The 17,367-nt window shown below is 68.4% G+C and carries 14 protein-coding genes; 6 read left to right on the top strand and 8 right to left on the bottom strand.

The features are described 5' to 3' along the window. Positions 1 to 147: 147 nt before the first annotated feature. On the bottom strand, positions 148 to 1,530 hold the full coding sequence (locus BCHO_RS08340) for a uracil-xanthine permease family protein (protein WP_420306807.1): 1,383 nt from the start codon (positions 1,528 to 1,530) through the stop codon (positions 148 to 150). Positions 1,531 to 1,798: 268 nt separating this feature from the next. After that, a complete protein-coding gene (locus BCHO_RS08345) occupies positions 1,799 to 2,923 on the bottom strand; it encodes a YeiH family protein (RefSeq protein WP_024541211.1) in 1,125 nt (374 codons plus the stop codon). 225 nt (positions 2,924 to 3,148) lie between these two features. Between BCHO_RS08345 and BCHO_RS08350 the strand changes: the two genes are divergently transcribed. The 3 genes from BCHO_RS08350 to BCHO_RS08360 all read left to right on the top strand — a co-directional run bounded on the left by BCHO_RS08350 (position 3,149) and on the right by BCHO_RS08360 (position 5,156). Beyond that, positions 3,149 to 4,168: an alpha/beta hydrolase gene (locus BCHO_RS08350; protein WP_051354916.1), complete on the top strand. Its 1,020-nt coding sequence runs from the start codon at positions 3,149 to 3,151 to the stop codon at positions 4,166 to 4,168. Between the two features lie 135 nt (positions 4,169 to 4,303). Further along, on the top strand, positions 4,304 to 4,669 hold the full coding sequence (locus tag BCHO_RS08355; RefSeq protein ID WP_024541209.1) for a hypothetical protein: 366 nt from the start codon (positions 4,304 to 4,306) through the stop codon (positions 4,667 to 4,669). 130 nt (positions 4,670 to 4,799) lie between these two features. Further along, positions 4,800 to 5,156: a cupin domain-containing protein gene (locus BCHO_RS08360; RefSeq protein ID WP_024541208.1), complete on the top strand. Its 357-nt coding sequence runs from the start codon at positions 4,800 to 4,802 to the stop codon at positions 5,154 to 5,156. Between the two features lie 370 nt (positions 5,157 to 5,526). On the opposite strand, the gene ychF is transcribed toward BCHO_RS08360, so the two are convergent. From ychF to BCHO_RS08375, 3 genes are all read right to left on the bottom strand, one after another. Then, the gene (ychF, locus tag BCHO_RS08365) at positions 5,527 to 6,615 is read right to left on the bottom strand and encodes a redox-regulated ATPase YchF (RefSeq protein ID WP_024541207.1); all 1,089 of its coding nucleotides are present in this window, start codon (positions 6,613 to 6,615) and stop codon (positions 5,527 to 5,529) included. Between the two features lie 55 nt (positions 6,616 to 6,670). Continuing rightward, on the bottom strand, positions 6,671 to 7,477 hold the full coding sequence (proC, locus tag BCHO_RS08370; RefSeq protein WP_024541206.1) for a pyrroline-5-carboxylate reductase: 807 nt from the start codon (positions 7,475 to 7,477) through the stop codon (positions 6,671 to 6,673). A gap of 124 nt (positions 7,478 to 7,601) precedes the next feature. After that, positions 7,602 to 8,939, bottom strand: a complete 1,338-nt coding sequence (locus tag BCHO_RS08375; RefSeq protein ID WP_024541205.1) for an alpha/beta fold hydrolase — start codon at positions 8,937 to 8,939, stop codon at positions 7,602 to 7,604. Between the two features lie 154 nt (positions 8,940 to 9,093). Here BCHO_RS08375 and BCHO_RS08380 point away from each other — a divergent pair, with 154 nt between their 5' ends. Together BCHO_RS08380 and BCHO_RS08385 are read left to right on the top strand one after the other, a co-directional pair. Next, positions 9,094 to 11,721 (top strand): sensor histidine kinase, encoded by a 2,628-nt coding sequence (locus BCHO_RS08380; RefSeq protein WP_152595901.1) that lies wholly within the window; start codon positions 9,094 to 9,096, stop codon positions 11,719 to 11,721. A 32-nt stretch (positions 11,722 to 11,753) separates the two neighbouring features. Then, complete coding sequence (locus tag BCHO_RS08385) at positions 11,754 to 12,464, top strand: response regulator (RefSeq protein ID WP_024541203.1); 711 nt, start codon at positions 11,754 to 11,756, stop codon at positions 12,462 to 12,464. 164 nt (positions 12,465 to 12,628) lie between these two features. On the opposite strand, the gene BCHO_RS08390 is transcribed toward BCHO_RS08385, so the two are convergent. The 3 genes from BCHO_RS08390 to BCHO_RS08400 all read right to left on the bottom strand — a co-directional run bounded on the left by BCHO_RS08390 (position 12,629) and on the right by BCHO_RS08400 (position 17,096). Next, positions 12,629 to 15,238, bottom strand: a complete 2,610-nt coding sequence (locus BCHO_RS08390) for an ABC transporter permease (RefSeq protein ID WP_024541202.1) — start codon at positions 15,236 to 15,238, stop codon at positions 12,629 to 12,631. A gap of 37 nt (positions 15,239 to 15,275) precedes the next feature. Then, positions 15,276 to 16,133, bottom strand: coding sequence for an ABC transporter ATP-binding protein (locus BCHO_RS08395; RefSeq protein ID WP_152595903.1), 858 nt, complete (start codon positions 16,131 to 16,133; stop codon positions 15,276 to 15,278). A gap of 195 nt (positions 16,134 to 16,328) precedes the next feature. Continuing rightward, positions 16,329 to 17,096, bottom strand: coding sequence for an energy-coupling factor transporter transmembrane component T family protein (locus BCHO_RS08400; protein WP_051354904.1), 768 nt, complete (start codon positions 17,094 to 17,096; stop codon positions 16,329 to 16,331). Between the two features lie 11 nt (positions 17,097 to 17,107). Between BCHO_RS08400 and BCHO_RS09385 the strand changes: the two genes are divergently transcribed. Further along, positions 17,108 to 17,367, top strand: a 260-nt coding sequence (locus BCHO_RS09385) for a hypothetical protein (protein WP_034256340.1), incomplete at its 3' end; no start/stop codon positions are given.

A 17,367-nucleotide genomic window follows, 5' to 3' on the forward strand; every position in this document is an offset into this window, starting at 1 on the left:
GGAACAGGTGAAGCGGGCACGGTGGCCTTCCTAGTCAGATGTCGGCGCAGGATGCGCAAACTCGAACATTTTAGCAGCACCCCGCTACACGGTCCACGTCCGCTTCCGGCCCGCGCGAGGTCCATGGACGGATCGCGCGGTCTGTCGTTACTTGACGATCTTCACGGAATCCCGCTGCTCGGGCTGCGCGTCCTTCGGGGACGTCCACTGCGCCGCCTCGTCCTCGCCGGCGGACGGCCTGGACGGCGCGGAGTCGTCGGCGGACGGCGTCTTCGGGATCGCGCCGGTCGCCCGTCCGATCGCCTTGAGGCCGTGGTAGAGCACGAGCACGGCGATCGAACCGATCGCGATGCCGTTGAACTGCACGTCGGAGATCGCGAACTGGAAGTTGGCGATGCCGATGATCATGACGATCGAGGCGGTCATGATGTTGAGCGGCTTGCTGAAGTCGACCTTGTTGTCGACCCAGATCTGCACGCCGATCATGCCGATCATGCCGTACAGCAGCGTCGTGACGCCGCCGAGGACGCCGGAGGGGATCGAGTTGATGACCTCGCCGAACTTCGGGCACAGCGACAGGATGAACGCGAAGCCGGCGGCGCACCAGTAGGCCGCCGTCGAATACACCTTCGTCGCGGCCATGACGCCGATGTTCTCGCCGTAGGTCGTCGTGCCGGAGCCGCCGCCGAAGCCGGCGACCGTCGTGCCGAGGCCGTCGGCGATGAGCGCGGTGCCGATCTGGTCGTCATAGTCGTGGCCGGTCATCGCGGCGACCGACTTGACGTGGCCGACGTTCTCGGCGATGAGCACGAGGACGACCGGCAGGAACATCGGCAGCACCGAGAAGTCGACGTGCGGCAGGTGGAAGCGCGGGAAGCCGATCCATGCGGCCTTTTCGATCGCCGCGAAGTCGACCTGTCCGCGCACGCACGCGTACGCGTAGCCGATGAGGACGCCGATGAGGATGTTGAGGCGGCCGAGCAGACCCTTGAACAGCACGGCGACGAGGATGACGGCGAACAGCGTGACGAGCGCCGTGTCCGGCGCCGTCTGGAAGTTCGTCCACACGGTCGGCGCGAGGTTGAAGCCGATGATCGCGACGATCGCGCCGTTGACGACCGGCGGCATGATGCGGTCGATCCACACGGCGCCGGCCAGCTGCACGGCCACGCCTATGAGCGCGAGCAGCAGGCCGGTGCACAGGATGCCGAAGCTGGCGACGGCGATGCCCTTGCCGGCGCTGTAGACGGCCGTGATCGGGGCGATGAAGCCGAAGGAGGAGCCGAGATAGGACGGCAGGATGTTCCTGTTGATGAGCAGGAACAGCGCCGTCGAGAACGCCGTGAAGAACAGCGTCGTGGAGGGGTCGAAATGCGTGAGGATCGGCACGAGGAACGTGGCGCCGAACATCGCCACGACGTGCTGCGCGCCGATCTCGATCGTGCGCGGCCAGGTGAGGCGCTCGTTCGGCTCGACGACCTCGCCGGGGCCGAGCGTCTTGCCGTCGCCGTGCAGTTTCCAATGGAACATGCCCGCCATCGAAAGATTGGTCATAAAGGTCTCCTTGACTTCTCTGGACTGCTCTCGGCGGCACGCGGCGGCACAGGATCCCGCGCGGACGCCATCGTCATTGTAGTGCCCCCCATGTCACGAACGTTCGCAGCGTCGCCGCGGCCGTTCCGGCAACGCCCGCTCCGTTTCGCGCCGGGCGGAAAAAGACGGCGTCGCCCGCGTCCCGGGGAAACGGGATGCGGGCGACGCGGGAACAGGATGCCGGTGCCGGCCGGTCGGGCCGACGTCACTTCGCGGGGAAGAACACCAGCGCCATGCCGATGCACATCGCGACGAGGATGACCGACGCGATGAGCGAGGCGACGAAGGGCTTGACGCCCTTGGCGAGCGCCTTGAAGTTGACGTTGATGCCGAGCGCGGCCATCGCCATGCCGAGGAAGATCTTCGCGACGTCGTTGCCGAGCACGTTGACGAACCCGGTCGTCGACGGCCAGGTCTCGAGCATGAACGTGCCGATCGCGGCCGTCGCGATGAAGCCGAGCATGAACCATGGGAAGGCGACCTTGCGCTTGCCGCCGTCCGACGGGACCTCGCTGTGCCTCTTGTCCCACCAGATCGCGACGATGATCGCGACGAAGACGAGCATGAGCACACGCGAGAGCTTGATGATGTTCGCCATCGTCGCCGCTTCGACGACGCCCTGCTGCGCGGCGAGCTGCGGGTCGTTGAGGCCCTCGCCCGCGGCGACGGCGTGCGCGATCTCGTGCAGCGAGCCGCCGGCGACGAAGCCCTCCTGCGCCTGGTTGAGGTGCATCATCGGCAGGATGGCGATCTCGAGCAGCGCGAAGATCGTGCCCATGATCGCGACGATCGCGATCGCGGTGACCTCGTCGTTCTCCTTCTCCTCCTCGCGCTTGGGCGAGACCTTGACCGAACCGGAGACGCCCATGACGGCGGCGGCGCCGCAGATGCCGGTGCCGCAGGCCACGAGGATGGCCATCAGCGGGTCGACGCCCATCCAGCGGCAGATGCCGTAGGTGAGCAGCACGGTGACGGTGACGATGACGACGGCGAGCGGAAGGCACTTCGCGCCCGTCGTGAACAGCAGCTGCAGGTTGAGCTTGAAGCCGAGCAGGATGATGCCCAGACGCAGGAACCTGTTCGCGATGAGTCCGGCGGCGTCCTTGACGCGCGCCTGACGCTGCGGATCGTTCTTCGTGTACCATGCGCGGATCGGGAACTGGACGACCATGCCGATCAGCAGCGAGATGATGAGCGCGCCGAGGATCTTCAGTCCCGGGAACTGCGCCGCCCACATGCCGACGCCCGTGGCCGCGAGCGTGACGATGACGATGAGCAGCATCTCTTTGGTGGCAATGCGCTTGCCCCATTTCTGACAGAATTCTTTCATATCTCCCAGTAGTACCCCGCGCTTCAACGCGAACGCACGATTGCGTCATGAGCGAAGGGCCCAGCGGGACGGCGCGGGCTTGCTCTACGTCCGCAAACCGTTGGAACGTCGCCGAAACTATGCGATAATTGAACATGTACGCCCGAACGCAGGGAAAGGACAAACACGATGAATACGATGTCAACGCCCTACTCGCTCATGCACCCCGATCTGGACACCCTGACGATGGAACGCGACGACCTCGACTGCGCGATCGCGCCGGTCGCGCGCTACTGGACCGAGATCGACGACGACCTGCGCTCCGTGGGCGCCGAGCAGGCCGCGAAAATCCGCCGCATGCGGCTCGACACGGCCGAGTTCGACTATCCGCGCGCCGCCTACTGGCACGACCCCGAATCGATCGACGTGATCGCCGACGCGCCCTACCGCGCCGACGGCGGCTACGACCGCGCCCACGGTCAGGTCCGCGGCCATCTGCTCGACCTCTACCTCCCCCATGCTGCAATCGTTAGCGGCGGCGCGACGCTGCCGGTGTACATCGACATTCACGGCGGCGGCTTCTGCTACGGCTACAAGGAGCTCAACCGCAACTTCTGCACGCATCTGGCCGCGCTCGGCTTCGCCGTCTTCTCCCTCAACTACCGGCCGGCGCCGCAGACCGACCTGCGCGGCCAGCTCGCCGACGTCCAGGACGCGCTGCGCTGGATCGGCGCGAACATCGGACGCTTCCCCGTCGATCCCGACGCCGTGTTCCTGACCGGCGACTCGGCCGGCGCCTGCCTCGCGCTGCTGACGATCGCGATCGAACGCGACGCCGCGGCCGCGGCCGCTTTCGGCGTCGCGAAGCCATCGGGGCTGCCGATCGCCGGCGGCGCGCTCGTCAGCGGCGTCTACGACCTGACCGCCGACTCGCCGCTGCGCGAGACGCTGACCGGCACGCTTGGACCACGCTTCCTCGCCGACCTCGACGAGGCGCAGCCCTTCCTGTCCCCCGCCGGGCTCGTCTCGCATGTCGACGTGCCGCCGCTGTACCTGCAGACGAGCAGCGACGATTTCATCGAGGCGCAGACGCTCGAACTGGCGACGGCGCTGTCGACGCACCGCCGCGACTTCGAGCTGCACGACGAGAAGACGCCGCCGACGCGCACGCTCGGCCATGTGTTCCCGGTATGCATGACATGGCTCGAGGACAGCGAACGGGTGCTCGAACGCATCCGCGACTTCTCCTACGCGCGCATCCGCTGAGATGCAGCCGATTCCCCGCCTCGGACGAATCTGGGAATCGGCTGCGAGGACGGTCATGACATTGGCAGGTCGCGTACACCCCACCCACAGCCGTGCCCCGTATCGTGGAGGACAACGAACAGAAAGGCGGCCGACATGACCACTGCAACAACCACCACAACACCCACCAGCACCAACGCCGATTCGGACGACATGAACACCGGCGCGACGAACGGCGGAGCGACGAAGGGCGCCTCCTCGGACGGCGACCTCGACTTCCGGGGCATGGCGAACGCGGCCGGCGAGGCCTCGAGCTGCGGATGCGGCACGAAGGATGACGCGGCCGAGCAGGCCTTCAGACGCGAACATGCGAAGTCGAACGAGACGCCGCAGCCTGCAGAGCCGGTCAACCCCTTCCCGGCGTCGCAGGAGCCCAGCGGCGACGGCACCGGCGTCGGAGCCGGCGGCGCCACGATTCGCCGCCCGCATCCGCATCACCATGGACCCCGCGTTTCGCATTGAGCGATGCGCGGGGTCTTCTCATGCCTCGGCCGCGACGCTACACTGTGTGCGTATGTCACCGCAAGCCGGCGCGTACGCCGGAGATGACGCGGATGTCTGAATATCGAGAAATGTGAGGAGCATGATGACGATGACCAACGAGGAAACACGGATGCAGACGCTCGACGATGTCGCGCAGATGGTGAGCGTCCAGCCGGAGGCGACGGTGTCGCGCACCGTCATGCAGACCGAGGGCGGCAACGTCGTGCTGTTCTCCTTCGATGCCGGCCAGGAGCTGAGCGAGCACACGGCGGCGATGCCGGTCTTCGTGCAGCCACTCAGCGGCCGCCTGCTCATCAGCGGCGGCGACGAGGAGCATGAGGCCGTCCCCGGCGACCTCATCTACTTCCCGACGCGTCTGCCGCATGCGATCAGAGCGCTCGAGCCGTCGGTCATGATGCTGACGATGGTCACGCCGGCGCGCGCCCATGACGCCATCGACAACTGATTCCGGATCCGGCCGCTCACGGCTCATCAGACCGCGGCACAGGGATGGGTTGCCGTAATAGCCGCACCGCACCGACCAATGATGTGGCCTCTCGTCCGTGACGTTGACGGGGATGTCTTCGATATCGGGGAAGCCGATGCGTGTGCATACGATGACGACGGATCGCTGATGGGCATGGCACCGGCTCCCCTGCGGCAAGTTTCGCATCAGCGTCTTTCGTCGTTGCGGACAGGCGGCCGGCAAGCCATCGGTCGCACACGCGGCTCGTTCCGCCATTTCGCCGGAGACGCGAAAACGGCGGATTCCGTATGGTCCGCAACCCGTGAACCGTTGGGATTCCGCCGTTTTCGTATCGTGACGCTACAGTCGCTCAGACGTTGAACTTGAATTCGACGATGTCGCCGTCCTGCATCACGTAGTCCTTGCCTTCGAGGCGCAGCTTGCCCTCCTCCTTGATCTTCGGCATCGAGCCGTCGGCGGCCACGAAGTCGTCGTAGGAGACGACCTCGGCCTTGATGAAGCCCTTCTCGAAGTCGGTGTGGATGACGCCTGCGGCCTGCGGCGCCGTCCAGCCCTTGTGGATCTGCCAGGCGCGCACCTCCTTCTCGCCTGCCGTCAGGAAGGTCTGCAGGCCGAGGATGTCGAAGCCGACGCGCGCGAGCTGGTCGAGCCCCGACTCCTTGAGTCCGGCGTCCTCGAGCATCTCGCGGGCGTCCGCCTCGTCGAGCTCGGTCAGTTCGGCCTCGAACTGCGCGTTGAGGAAGATCGCCGGCGCCGGTGCGACCGAATCGTCGAGCTTCTTCTTGAACCCGTCGTTCATCAGCTCGGTGTCGTCGACGTTGAACACGTAGATGAACGGCTTCGCGGTGAGCAGATGGAGGTCGTAGAGCTCGTCCTTGTCGATCTCGCCGGCCTGCGCGGCCGCGTCGATCGTGCGTCCCGACTCGAGGATCGCCTTCGCCTGCTTGACGGCCTCCATGTACGACGGCTCGATCTTCCTGCCGCGCAGGTCCTTCTCGAGCTTCGGCAGCGCGTTGTCGATCGTCTGCAGGTCGGCGAGGATGAGCTCGGTGTTGATCGTGTCGATGTCGTCGGCCGGGTCGACGCGGCCGTTGACGTGGACGATGTCGTCGTCCTCGAAGGCGCGCACGACCTCGCAGATCGCGTCTGCCTCGCGGATGTTCGCGAGGAACTTGTTGCCGAGTCCCTCGCCTTCCGAGGCGCCCTTGACGATGCCGGCGATGTCGACGAAGGTGACGGTCGCCGGCACGATCTTCTCGGTGTGCACGAGCCTGGCGAGCACCGGCAGACGGTCGTCGGGCAGCGGCACGATGCCGGTGTTCGGCTCGATCGTCGCGAACGGGTAGTTCTCGGCGAGCACGTTGTTGCGGGTGAGGGCATTGAACATGGTGGACTTGCCGACGTTCGGCAGTCCGACGATTCCGATGGTAAGAGACATACCGCCCACTGTAGCGTTGCGGCTCGTCAACGCCGCGGCGGGCGGCGGGCGGCGCTCAGCCCTGTTCGATCGCGTCGACGGCGCGGATGACCGAGCCGCGGAACGCGCTCTCCTCGAGCGAGGCGACGCCCTTGATCGTCGTGCCTCCCGGCGAGCACACGGCGTCCTTCATCGCGCCCGGATGCGTGCCGGTGGCCAGATACAGCGCGCCGACGCCTTCGATCATCTTGGCGGCGAGCCGGTAGGCGGTCGCGCGCTGCAGCCCGTACTTGACGCCGGCGTCGCCGAGCGCCTCGAGGTACATGTCGGTGAAGGCGGGCGCGCAGCCGGCGATGCACATCGCGATGTCCATGTGCGCGCCGTCGACGCGTTCGATGAGCGCGATTGAGCCGAAGATCCGTTCGAACTCGTCGCGCTGCGCGTCGGTGAGCGTGTTGTCGGTCTCGGTGACGAGCACGCCCTTGCCGACGGCCATCGGCGTGTTCGGGATCGTGCACTGCAGGTGGATGAGCTCGCTCATCTCCCCCATCATCGTGTCGAAGCGGTCGAGCGTCCATCCGGCGGCGATCGACACGACGAACTTGTCGGCGCCGGCGAGGTCGGCTACGAGCGGCTTGATGACCGTCTCGATCTGGTACGGCTTGATCGCCACGACGATGATGTCGGCGGCGTCGACGACATCCTTCGCGTCGTGCAGCGCCGTCGCGCCGATCGCGCCGGTGGACTCCACGAGCTTGTCCCAATGGGCCGCGCAGGCCACGATCTGCGAGCCGTCGAGCGTGCCCGCCTCGACGAGCCCCTTCGCGATCGCCTGTCCCATGTTGCCGAATCCGATGAATCCGACCGTGCACGAATCCGTCATGTGCTTCCTTCCTTGCCGTGCGCACCGGGCGCGTTTGTCTTCGTCGTCCACGGTAGCGCATCCGTGTTGCGTCCCTGCCCGGGCATGCCATGACATGGACGCGCGCCGCCGAAGTGTCGGGCGCTCAGAACAGCTTGCGCAGGTCGCCGCGGTCGAGCGCCTCCTGGAACAGGTGGCGGAAGACCCTGGCGCCGTGCACGCCGTCGTGCTCGAACTCGTTCGTCACCCACCAGTGCGCGTTGCCGATGTGCGCGAGCGTGTCGAGGCTCAGCGACGAGTCGACGTACATGTCGTCGAAGTAGACGGCGGCCTGCAGCGGCACCGTGTTGCGCGCGAGCTGCTGCGCGTCGTAGATCGTGCCGAAGCGCGTGCGTCCCATCATCGTCTCGACGGCGGCGCGGAACGGCCTGAGCGCACGCTCCTGCTCGAACATCCACGGGAAGGCGGCCTCGCCGGTCAGCAGCAGCGGCCGCGCATCGGTCGAGAACTCGGGCATCGTGTCGCGCACGCGCTGCGCCGCCCAGTCGATCGGCGCGTCGAGTTCGCCGTTCGCGTAGATGAACTCCTGCAGCGGCCAGTACAGCGCGTTCGACGATGTGGCCGTCACGACGTCGGCGAGGAACTCGTCGGTCAGCGGCGACGTCTCAGACGCGCTGCCGTCGCCAGCGGCGAAGGCCTCGTCGAGCAGCCAGTGCACATGTTCGAAGCTCGGCTTCATACCGAAGGACGAGCCGAGCGTCTGCAGGCGCTCGACGGTGAAGGGGTCGCCGTTGGGCAGCGTGATGCGCTGCGAGGCGAGGATGTCGGCGAGCGTGTCGAGACGGGCGCGGTCGAACGGGTAGCGGTCGGTGAACTGTTCGGTCTTGCGCCGCATGCGCGGGAAGGTGTGCAGGTAGACCTCGGTCGCGTCGGCCGGCACATGCGGGATGCCGCCGGTCGTGAACGCGGCCGCGAGCGCCGTCGGGAACAGCGACAGGTAGGTGAGCGTCAGGAAGCCGCCGTAGCTCTGTCCGAGCGTCGTCCACAGGCTGCCGGCGAATTCGGTGCGCCGCAGGTGTTCGAAGTCGCGCACGATCGAGTCGGCGAGAAAGTGCATGAGATGGTCGGCGCCGGCCTCGCCATCCATCGCGCCGATGACGTTGGAATCGATGTGCGAGGAGCGTCCGGTGCCGCGCTGGTCGGGCAGCACGACGCGGAAGTGCTTGACGGCCTCGGCGATCCAGCCGTCCGAATGGGGGTCGAGAGGGCGCGGTCCGGCGCCGCCGGGACCTCCCTGCAGGAACAGCAGCGGCGGCAGGTCGTCGTGGATGTGTTCGGGCGCGGTGAGCACGCGGTAGAACAGCTTGATGCGCGGGCCGTCGAAGCCCCGGCCGGGTTCGTGGCCGTCCCAGTCGAGCGGCACGTCGATCGCGTGTTCCGAGACGTGCAGTCCCGGCAGATAGTATTCGGCAAGCAGTCCCATATGGTGTCCCCTTTCGTTGCGCCGTCGCGTCGCCGCGGCCGCGGTGCGCGCCCGGCGACGCCCGTCTCCATCACAATCCCCCGTACGGACATGGCGACGGCTTCGTCCTCGCGGATGATTGCCGGTGGCGCGCGCGCACGCTACGCTGGGCGTCATGCCTTCCGATGCCCCACGTTCCGATCCGCGTCGAGCGCCCTTCCGCGTCCGCGCACGCGGATGGATGCACGACCATCGCGTCATCGTCGTCGACGCGCTCGAGACGATGCTGCTGATGCTGCTGTGGATCTCGATGATCGGCGGCTTCGCGTGGAACGACGGCGCCGGCTTGATCTTCGACTATCCGTCCTCGTCCGCCGGCGCCGTCGCCGCGTGCACGGTGTGGAGCGCGCTGCTGACCGCCCCGTACATATTGCACCGCACGCGTCCGGAACTGGCCGTGCGCCTGTTCGTCGGCGTCGTCGCCGTGCAGCTCGTGTGCGGGCCTTCACTGATCGTCGCCGATTTCATGGCCGTGCCGATGCTGTGCGCGGCGATCGTCTACGGCGAGCGAGGCCATCTGCGCCGCTATCTGGCGACGGCGGCCGTCTTCGACGTGCTCACGTCGCTCGTCAACGCGTCGGTGCAGGTCTTCGGCCCGCTGCTGCCGCAGCCGCGCGACGAGCGCTTCGGCGTCATCATGTACCCGTGCCCGATCGGCGAGGCGGCCAGCGGGCATTGCGGCGCGCAGTTCGCGCAGGCCTTCGCAATCGTGCTGTTCACGGTGTCGCTGCCGCTCGCGATGGCGGTCGTCGTCGCGTTCTGGCAGCGGGCGCGCCATCAGACGGTCCGTCTGCTCAACGAACGCAACGAGGCGATCGTCGCGCGCGAACGCGAGGAGCGGCAGATCGCCGCGTCGGCGGAGCGTGCGCGCATCGCCAGGGACATGCACGACATCGTCGCGCACACATTGTCGATCATCATCATCCAGTCGGACGGCGGACGCTACGCCGCGCGCGACGACCCGAAGCTAGCGCGCGAGACGATGGAGACGATCCGGCGCGAATCCGAGCACGCGCTGCATGACATGCGGCGGCTGCTCGGCGTCTTCGGAGGCTCCGAGCACGCGCGACTGGCCGACGTCGACGCGCTCATCGAACAGGCGCGCGCCGTCGCGCCGGACATGACGCTCACGACGCGCACGCTCGGCGATCCGGCGCCCGCGCGCCTCGACGGGCGCGCGAGCGTCGCGATGTACCACGTCGTGCAGGAGGCGCTGACGAACATCCGCAAATACGCCGGTGCGAGGACGCACGTGACGGTGACCTTCGACTGGGGTCCCGAGACCTTGTCCATCGACGTGGACGACGACGGCCGCGGCGCGGCGTCGTCGCTCGACGGGCACAAGCCCGGCTACGGCCTGCTCGGCATGCGCGAACGCGTCGAGTCCGTCGGCGGCACCGTCGAATCCGGCCCGCGGCTGTCCGGCGGCTTCAACGTCCACGCCGTCGTGCCACTCGGCAACGTCGACGCCGCCGATGCAGAGGCCGCGACCGCAGACGGTGCCGCCGCGCTCGCCGACATCCCCTCCGCGAGCGGCGTCCCTTCCGACGTCGACGCGTGCACATCCACGGTCGCCGCCGCTGATGCGGCCGCGCACCCGACGGTCCCCTCCCCCGGCGCCGACGGCGCGGACGGGACGGCGGACACGGACGACGACGCGCGCCGAGAAGGCGACGAGGGCATCGTCTGGCCGTTCTTCGTCAAGTTCGGGCACACGCTGCGCTCGCGTCCCTTCGACCAGGCCGAGGACGACAGCCCACGCAGCGCGATCGCCCGGCTGTCGCGCTGGACGCAGCGGCACTACGTGATGATGGACGTCGTCATGTTCACGCTGCTCGGCTGCTTCACCTGCGTCACGGGCCCGGTCATGAACCTGGCGACGACGCCCGGCGGCAGGCGCTCCTACATCTTCGGCGTCATCGTGACCTGGGCCGTCGTGGCGCCGCTGATGCTGCGCCGGCGCTTTCCGCGCGCCGTCGCGCTCGTCGTGGCCGCCGTGTGCCTGCTGCAGCTGCTCGTATTGCCCGGCTTCTACACGGCCGACCTCTACGTCGTGTTCGCGATCCACGCGGTCGCGCTGTACGGGCGCGCCGGCAGCCGGAAGTGGATCGTGCCGCTGTTCACGTTCGGCTGCACCGCCTTCGCGGCGCGCTGCGCGATGAACATCGCCGGATTCCCGAGCCTGTTCGCCTGGCTCTCCCATACGCCGGACCCGTCGATTGAGGCGCTCTACCTCGGCTCGCCGCATTCGGCCCTCGTCCAGTACGGCGTCTTCTCGATGTTCCTCTGCATCCTCGCCTACGCGCTCGGCGCATGGACGAGGCTCGGCGGCACGAACCCGCAGGTGCTGCAGGCGCGTACCGAGGCGCTCGAGGCCGAGCGCGACAAGCAGCGCGTCATGGCGGCGAACCACGAACGCGACCGCATCAGCGCGAACATCCGCGCCGAGGTCAGCGACACGCTCAATGCCGTCATCGAGCAGACGACGACCGAACTGTCGACGATCGACGGGCAGCTCGCACGCGGCGAGACGCCGTCGCCCGACTTCATCAACGACGCGTTCGCGCAGATCGGCGCGCAGGGGCGCACGGCGCTCGCCCATATGCGCGAGCTGCTCAGCGTGCTGCGCGAGACCGGATTCAGCGACGAGGGCGAGCACGACCGTTCGCCGAGCCTCGCGCCGGCGAAGTCGCTCAACGAGCAGATCGAACATGCGGGCGAGCACTCCCCCGACGCGCGCTGAGCGCAGGCACCGCTGCGGCTAAACTGGACGGCATGACAGGCAACGACGGAATCCGCATCGTGATCGCGGACGACCAGGAGCTCATCCGCGCCGGCTTCACGATGGTCATCAACTCGCAGCCCGACATGCAGGTCGTCGGCCAGGCCTCGGACGGAGCGCAGGCGGTTGAACTCGTCGAACGGCTGCATCCGGACATCGTGCTCATGGACGTGCGCATGCCTGGCATGGACGGGCTGACGGCGACCGGGCGCATCACCGCGTACGCGCATGCGAACGGGGACGGGGAGGGGACGCGCCATACGCGCGTCATCATCCTGACGACCTTCGACCTCGACGAGTACGTGATGTCGGCGATCAACGCCGGCGCCTCGGGCTTCCTGCTCAAAGACACCGACCCGGAGACGCTGCTCGCGTCGATCCGCACCGTCTACCAGGGCAACGCGATCATCGCGCCGACGGCCACGAAGCGCCTCATCGAGAAGATGATGGAGGGCACGCTCACCTCCGCCGACGCGCACGCAGGCGGCGACGACTACGTCGACCCCGAGCTCGCCACGCTCACCGACCGCGAACGCGAGGTGCTCGTCGAGATCGCGCACGGCCTGTCCAACCAGGAGATCGCCGACAAGCTGTTCATCTCGCTGCCGACCGTCAAGACGCATGTCGCGCACATCCTGCAGAAGATCAACGCGCGCGACCGCGTGCAGGCCGTCGTCTTCGCCTACGAGAACCATCTGGTGTAGCCCGGTGCGGCGGGGCGAATCCGCAATGGAAATGAATATGACCGGCCCCTGCGCACTGCATCGCAGTGCGCAGGGGCCGGCCCGTCATCGGCGCGGGCCGATGGCGATGGCCGGCGCGGCGTGGATGCGAGGAGAAGGGAAGGTGCGCGCCGCGCCGGCCACGATCAGGATTCGGCGAGCGCCTCGACCGGCGGCGTCCTCACGGCGCGGCGCGCCGGGAACACGCTCGCGAGCAGCGAGCAGACGACGGCGATTGCGAGGATGGTGCCGTAGGTGCCCCAGTCGACGACGTAGACGACGTCGGCGATCGGGCTCATCACGATGTAGATGCCGAGCCAGCCGAACAACGTGCCGACGACCATGCCGACGACGCTCGTGACGAGCGAGATCAGCAGCGCCTCGACGGCGAGCGAACGCTTGAGCTGGCCGCGCGTCATGCCGATGGCGCGCAGCGTCGCCGATTCGCGGGTGCGTTCGATGACCGACAGGCTCAGCGTGTTGCCCACGCCGATGACGGCGATGACGACGGCCACGGCGAGCAGCGCGACGAGCAGCATCAGCATCATGTTCACCATGCTCTCCCACATGCTGCGTTCGGCGACCGGGCCGCCCACGGCGATGTCCGGATAGTCCTGCAGGTCCTTCGCGATCGCGTCGTAGACGTTGGACAGCGACAGGTCGGAGGGCACGTCGAGCTTGACGAGCAGCGTGTCGCCGGTGGCCTTGAAGGTGCCGTCGTCGAACAGCGAGGCGTCGACGAAGGTGGCGTTGGGTGCGTCCTGCGCGATGCGCTTGTAGGCGCGCTGCGTCACGTGCAGCCGGTGCGCGGCGCCTTGCGCCTCGCCGTCGTCGCCGATCTCGGTGAGCGCGGCCGTGCCGTCCTTGAGGCGCAGCGCTTCGCCGCTGCCGCCTTCGATCGTCGGCATCAGCGCATCGCCGGCGCCCAGGGACGGCGCGGGATCGCCCAGGTCGACGTTGAGCACATGCTGCAGCGCGGCCACGTCGGGCACGCCGATGACGGTCGTATAGACGATGTGGCCCTGCGCGTCGGCGAACTCGGCCTGCGCCGTCTTCGCGGACAATGTCGCGGCGACGCCGCGTTCGGCCTTCACCGCGTCGACGGCCTTGGCCGGGATCTGCGGGCCGGAGGCCGCCACGTCGACGCTGTAGCGGCTGTCGAGCGCTTCGTTCATCGTCGCCTTCGCCGCCGCGGCGCCGGTCGCCAATGTGGAGATCAACGTGACGCCGATGAGCAGCGCCGTGCCGGTCGCGGCGATGCGCCGCGGGTTCTTCTGGATGTTCGCGTTCGCGAGCTTGGCGGCCGGGCCGCACAGCGAGACGAGCGCGCCGACGCCCTTCATCATCCACGGCAGCCAGAACAGCGCCGTCATTGCCAGGCCGACGAAGACGAGCATGCATCCGGCGACGCCGGCGAGCAGCGCGGCGCCGGAGGCGTCGCCGTTCGCGGAGCGGGTCATCGGGATCGCGGCGAGCGCGGCCGCGACGCCGGCGAGCAGCAGCACGCATCCGACGACGGCGCGTCCCGTGCGCGCCTTGCGCCGGCCGGTGATCTCGATCGGGTGCATCGCCTCGAACGGGCTGACGCCGGTCGCCGAGCGCGCGGCGCCTATCGAGGCGAGCACCGTCATGACGACGCCGAAGAGGATCGGCAGGACGACGACCTGCCAGCTCATGACGAGCGTCAGGTGCATGCCGCCGAGCGACCGGTCCTTCGTCGCGAGCGTGGCGAGCGCCATCAGGCCGACGCCCGCGGCGACGCCGAGCGCCGACGACACGAGGCCGAGGATGCCGGCCTCCTCGAGCACCGAGACGTACAGCTGGCGTTTCGTCGCGCCGATCGTGCGCAGCAGCGCGAGCGTGCGGCGGCGCTGCGCGACGAGCACCTGGAAGGTGTTCGCGATGACGAGCGCGGCCACGACGAGGGCGAGGACGCCGAAGGCGAGCAGGAACTGCTTGGTCACGTCGCCGCCATTGGAGCTGAGCGCCTTGATGGCCTGCTCCTCCATCTGCGCGCGGTCGCGCACCGTCGCGGCCGGATCGGTCGCGGCCTGCACGGCGGGCACGGCCTGCGCCTCGCGCGCCGGATCGATGTACAGGTAGGCGCCGGTCGTCGGCACCTGGTCGAAGGAGCCCGTCTCGGCGCAGGCGACCATCAGGTCGTCGGAGATGACCGAGGCGCCATTGTAGTAGCCGTACACGTTGTTCGGGTCGTCGGTCAGGCCGGTGATCGTCGCCTGCAGGTCCTTCGGATCCTCGGCGTACTGCGCGCGCAGCGTGAGCGTGTCGCCGACCTTGAGCCGCCACTGGTCGGCGAGCTTGGCCGGGACCGCGATCTGCCGCTCGCCTGCGGGCGACGGCGCCCGGCCGTCGGTGATTTCGACCGGCAGCAGCCGGACGTCGGCGCTCGTCGCGAGCGCCACGCCGCTGCCGTGCTGGTCGCCGGCGCCCAGCAGGACGGAGCGCGTGACGTCGGGGCGCACGCCCTCGACGCCGTCGACGGCGCCCACCGCGTCGAGCCGCAGGTCGCCGACCGTCGTCTCCTGGCCCGGATCCGCGCCGTCGCCGCCGTCCGTCGTGATCGCGTAGTTCGCGCCGCCGAACTGTCCGGTCGTCTGTTCGCGCAGCGACCTGTCGAAGGCGTTCGTGAACAGCAGCGTCGCCGCGATGAACGCCGTGCCGATGAGGATCGCGATGCCCGCCGGTATCAGCATCCTCAGGTTCTTCTTCATCATCTGCATCGTCACCGATCGCATGGGTGCATCCTCTCCGTCGTCGTTGCCGCCGCGCGCCTCACCGCGACTGTCCCTGCATATGTTCGGCCTTGTGCGCCGGCAGCGGCACGGCGGTTGCCGCGCGCGTCGCCTGCTCCCGTTCGCGCATGAGCAGCTCGCTCATCCACTCGGCCGTCGGGTCGTCGACGTCGGCGACGATGTTGCCGTCGGCGAAGACGATCGCGCGGTCCGCGTAGGAGGCGGCGACCGGGTCATGCGTGACCATGATGATCGTCTGCCCGAGCTCCTTGACCGAGCTCTTGAGGAAGCTGAGCACCTCGGCGCTCGAGACCGAGTCGAGCGCGCCGGTCGGTTCGTCGGCGAACACGAGCGCGGGCTTCGTGATGAGCGCTCGGGCAATCGCGACGCGCTGCTGCTGGCCGCCGGACAGCTCGTTGGGACGGTGGTCGAGGCGGTCCTGGATGCCAAGCGTGCGCACGAGCAGGTCGAACCACTGGCGGTCCGGCTTGGCGCCGGCGAGCGTCAGCGGCATCAGGATGTTCTGCTCGGCGGTGAACATCGGCAGTAGGTTGAAGCTCTGGAAGACGAAGCCGATGCGCATGCGGCGCAGCATCGTCAGCTGCTTGTCGCCGAGCTTCGTCAGGTCGTGGCCTTCGAACATGACGCGGCCCGAGGTCGCGCCGTCAAGGCCGGACATCGTGTGCATCAGCGTCGACTTGCCCGAGCCGGACGGTCCCATGATCGCCGTGAAGCGGCCCTGTTCGAAGGCGACGTTGACGCCGCGCAGCGCATGCACGACGCTGCTGCCCTCGCCGTAGTCCTTGACGAGGTCGATCGCCTCGATCGCCGTGTGCGGACGCGAGGCCGTGAACGGCGCCGCGGGGTTCTGCTGCGCCGTCGCGGCGGCCGGCGTCATCGGTGTGGTCGGTGTGTCCATCGTGGTTTCCTTTCGTCGGCGCGGCAAGGCCGCGTCGTTTCGTTGTCGTTGGATTCCACGGTAGGTCCGCCGTCCCGTCGCCGTCATCGGCCGCGGGGCGGAAAAGCGGTGCGGGCATCATCCGCAAGGATGATGCCCGCACCTCGTACTGCGATCAGGAAGGCGGCGCCCCTGTCACCAGCCGAGCACGATCATCGCGACGACGCCGGCGGCGAGCGCCACGGCGACGAACAGCGCAAGCCAGTCGGCGAGGCGCATATGCGCCGGCCTCATCAATGTGCGGCGCGCTGAGCCGCGGTCGATGTACACGCCGCGAAGACGCTCGGCGATGACGACGTGGTCGTCGTACCGGCCCATCAGGTCGCGCGCGATCGCCCAGCGGCGCAGCCGCGACAGCGGCGTCGGCCTCACGCCGCGCACGTCCTGGCGCCGTCGCGCCTCGCGCACCGCCCGCCGCCAGCGCGGCAGCCAGTTGAGCCGGTCGACGAAGCGGCTCGCCGCCGGATACGGCACCCGCAGCGCGCTCAACGCACAGATCCAGTCGCGCCGGCTCGTCGTCAGCACGGTGAGCATCAGCGCGAAGACGATGTCGAGAATCCTCAGCGCGACGACGCCGCACAGCGTCAGCGACTGCGCGCTCACGCGCCACCAGCCGAGCCGCCACAGCGTCGTGTCGCCGTAGTCGTTCAGACACAGCGCCATGATGATCGCGATGAGCGCGGCGAGGGGCGCGAACGCGGCCCACACGGAGCCGACCGAGCGCGCCGGCGTGCGGTCGGCGAGGAACATGAGCTGTTCGAGCACGAGCACGGCGGCCAGGAAGATCCAGTTGCCCCACCATGCGCACAGCACGACGAGCAGGATCGATATGAGGACCTTCACGCGCGTGTCGAGCCGATGCAGCCAGCCGTCGCCCGGCGTGCATAACCGTCCGTTCATCATCGTGCGCCTCCTTGGCTCGCATCGGCGCCACGGCCTGCGCCCCGCGCATCGCGGACGACGCGGCCGTAGCGACGAGGCGGCCGGCGTCGAGCCGTGCCGCATACGTGCAGTATTCGCCGACGGCGGCGACGTCGCCGCTCGCCATGACGACCGTCGCGCCGTGCGCACAGGCCTCGGCGAGCGCGTCGAGCACGCGCGTGCGCAGCCGCACGTCGAAGCCGGCGAGCGGCTCGTCGAGGGCGATGACGGGCGTGCGCGCCGCGAGCGCGGC

The sequence above is a fragment of the Bifidobacterium choerinum genome (assembly GCF_000741135.1).
GTDB lineage: Bacteria > Actinomycetota > Actinomycetes > Actinomycetales > Bifidobacteriaceae > Bifidobacterium > Bifidobacterium choerinum.

Coding starts and splice junctions, on each gene's coding strand:
- BCHO_RS08340 (WP_420306807.1), bottom strand. CDS start 1,530: ATGTTCCATTGGAAACTGCACGGCGACGGCAAGACGCTCGGCCCCGGC.
- BCHO_RS08345 (WP_024541211.1), bottom strand. CDS start 2,923: ATGAAAGAATTCTGTCAGAAATGGGGCAAGCGCATTGCCACCAAAGAG.
- BCHO_RS08350 (WP_051354916.1), top strand. CDS start 3,149: ATGGAACGCGACGACCTCGACTGCGCGATCGCGCCGGTCGCGCGCTAC.
- BCHO_RS08355 (WP_024541209.1), top strand. CDS start 4,304: ATGACCACTGCAACAACCACCACAACACCCACCAGCACCAACGCCGAT.
- BCHO_RS08360 (WP_024541208.1), top strand. CDS start 4,800: ATGACCAACGAGGAAACACGGATGCAGACGCTCGACGATGTCGCGCAG.
- ychF (WP_024541207.1), bottom strand. CDS start 6,615: ATGTCTCTTACCATCGGAATCGTCGGACTGCCGAACGTCGGCAAGTCC.
- proC (WP_024541206.1), bottom strand. CDS start 7,477: ATGACGGATTCGTGCACGGTCGGATTCATCGGATTCGGCAACATGGGA.
- BCHO_RS08375 (WP_024541205.1), bottom strand. CDS start 8,939: ATGGGACTGCTTGCCGAATACTATCTGCCGGGACTGCACGTCTCGGAA.
- BCHO_RS08380 (WP_152595901.1), top strand. CDS start 9,094: ATGCCTTCCGATGCCCCACGTTCCGATCCGCGTCGAGCGCCCTTCCGC.
- BCHO_RS08385 (WP_024541203.1), top strand. CDS start 11,754: ATGACAGGCAACGACGGAATCCGCATCGTGATCGCGGACGACCAGGAG.
- BCHO_RS08390 (WP_024541202.1), bottom strand. CDS start 15,238: ATGCGATCGGTGACGATGCAGATGATGAAGAAGAACCTGAGGATGCTG.
- BCHO_RS08395 (WP_152595903.1), bottom strand. CDS start 16,133: ATGACGCCGGCCGCCGCGACGGCGCAGCAGAACCCCGCGGCGCCGTTC.
- BCHO_RS08400 (WP_051354904.1), bottom strand. CDS start 17,096: ATGATGAACGGACGGTTATGCACGCCGGGCGACGGCTGGCTGCATCGG.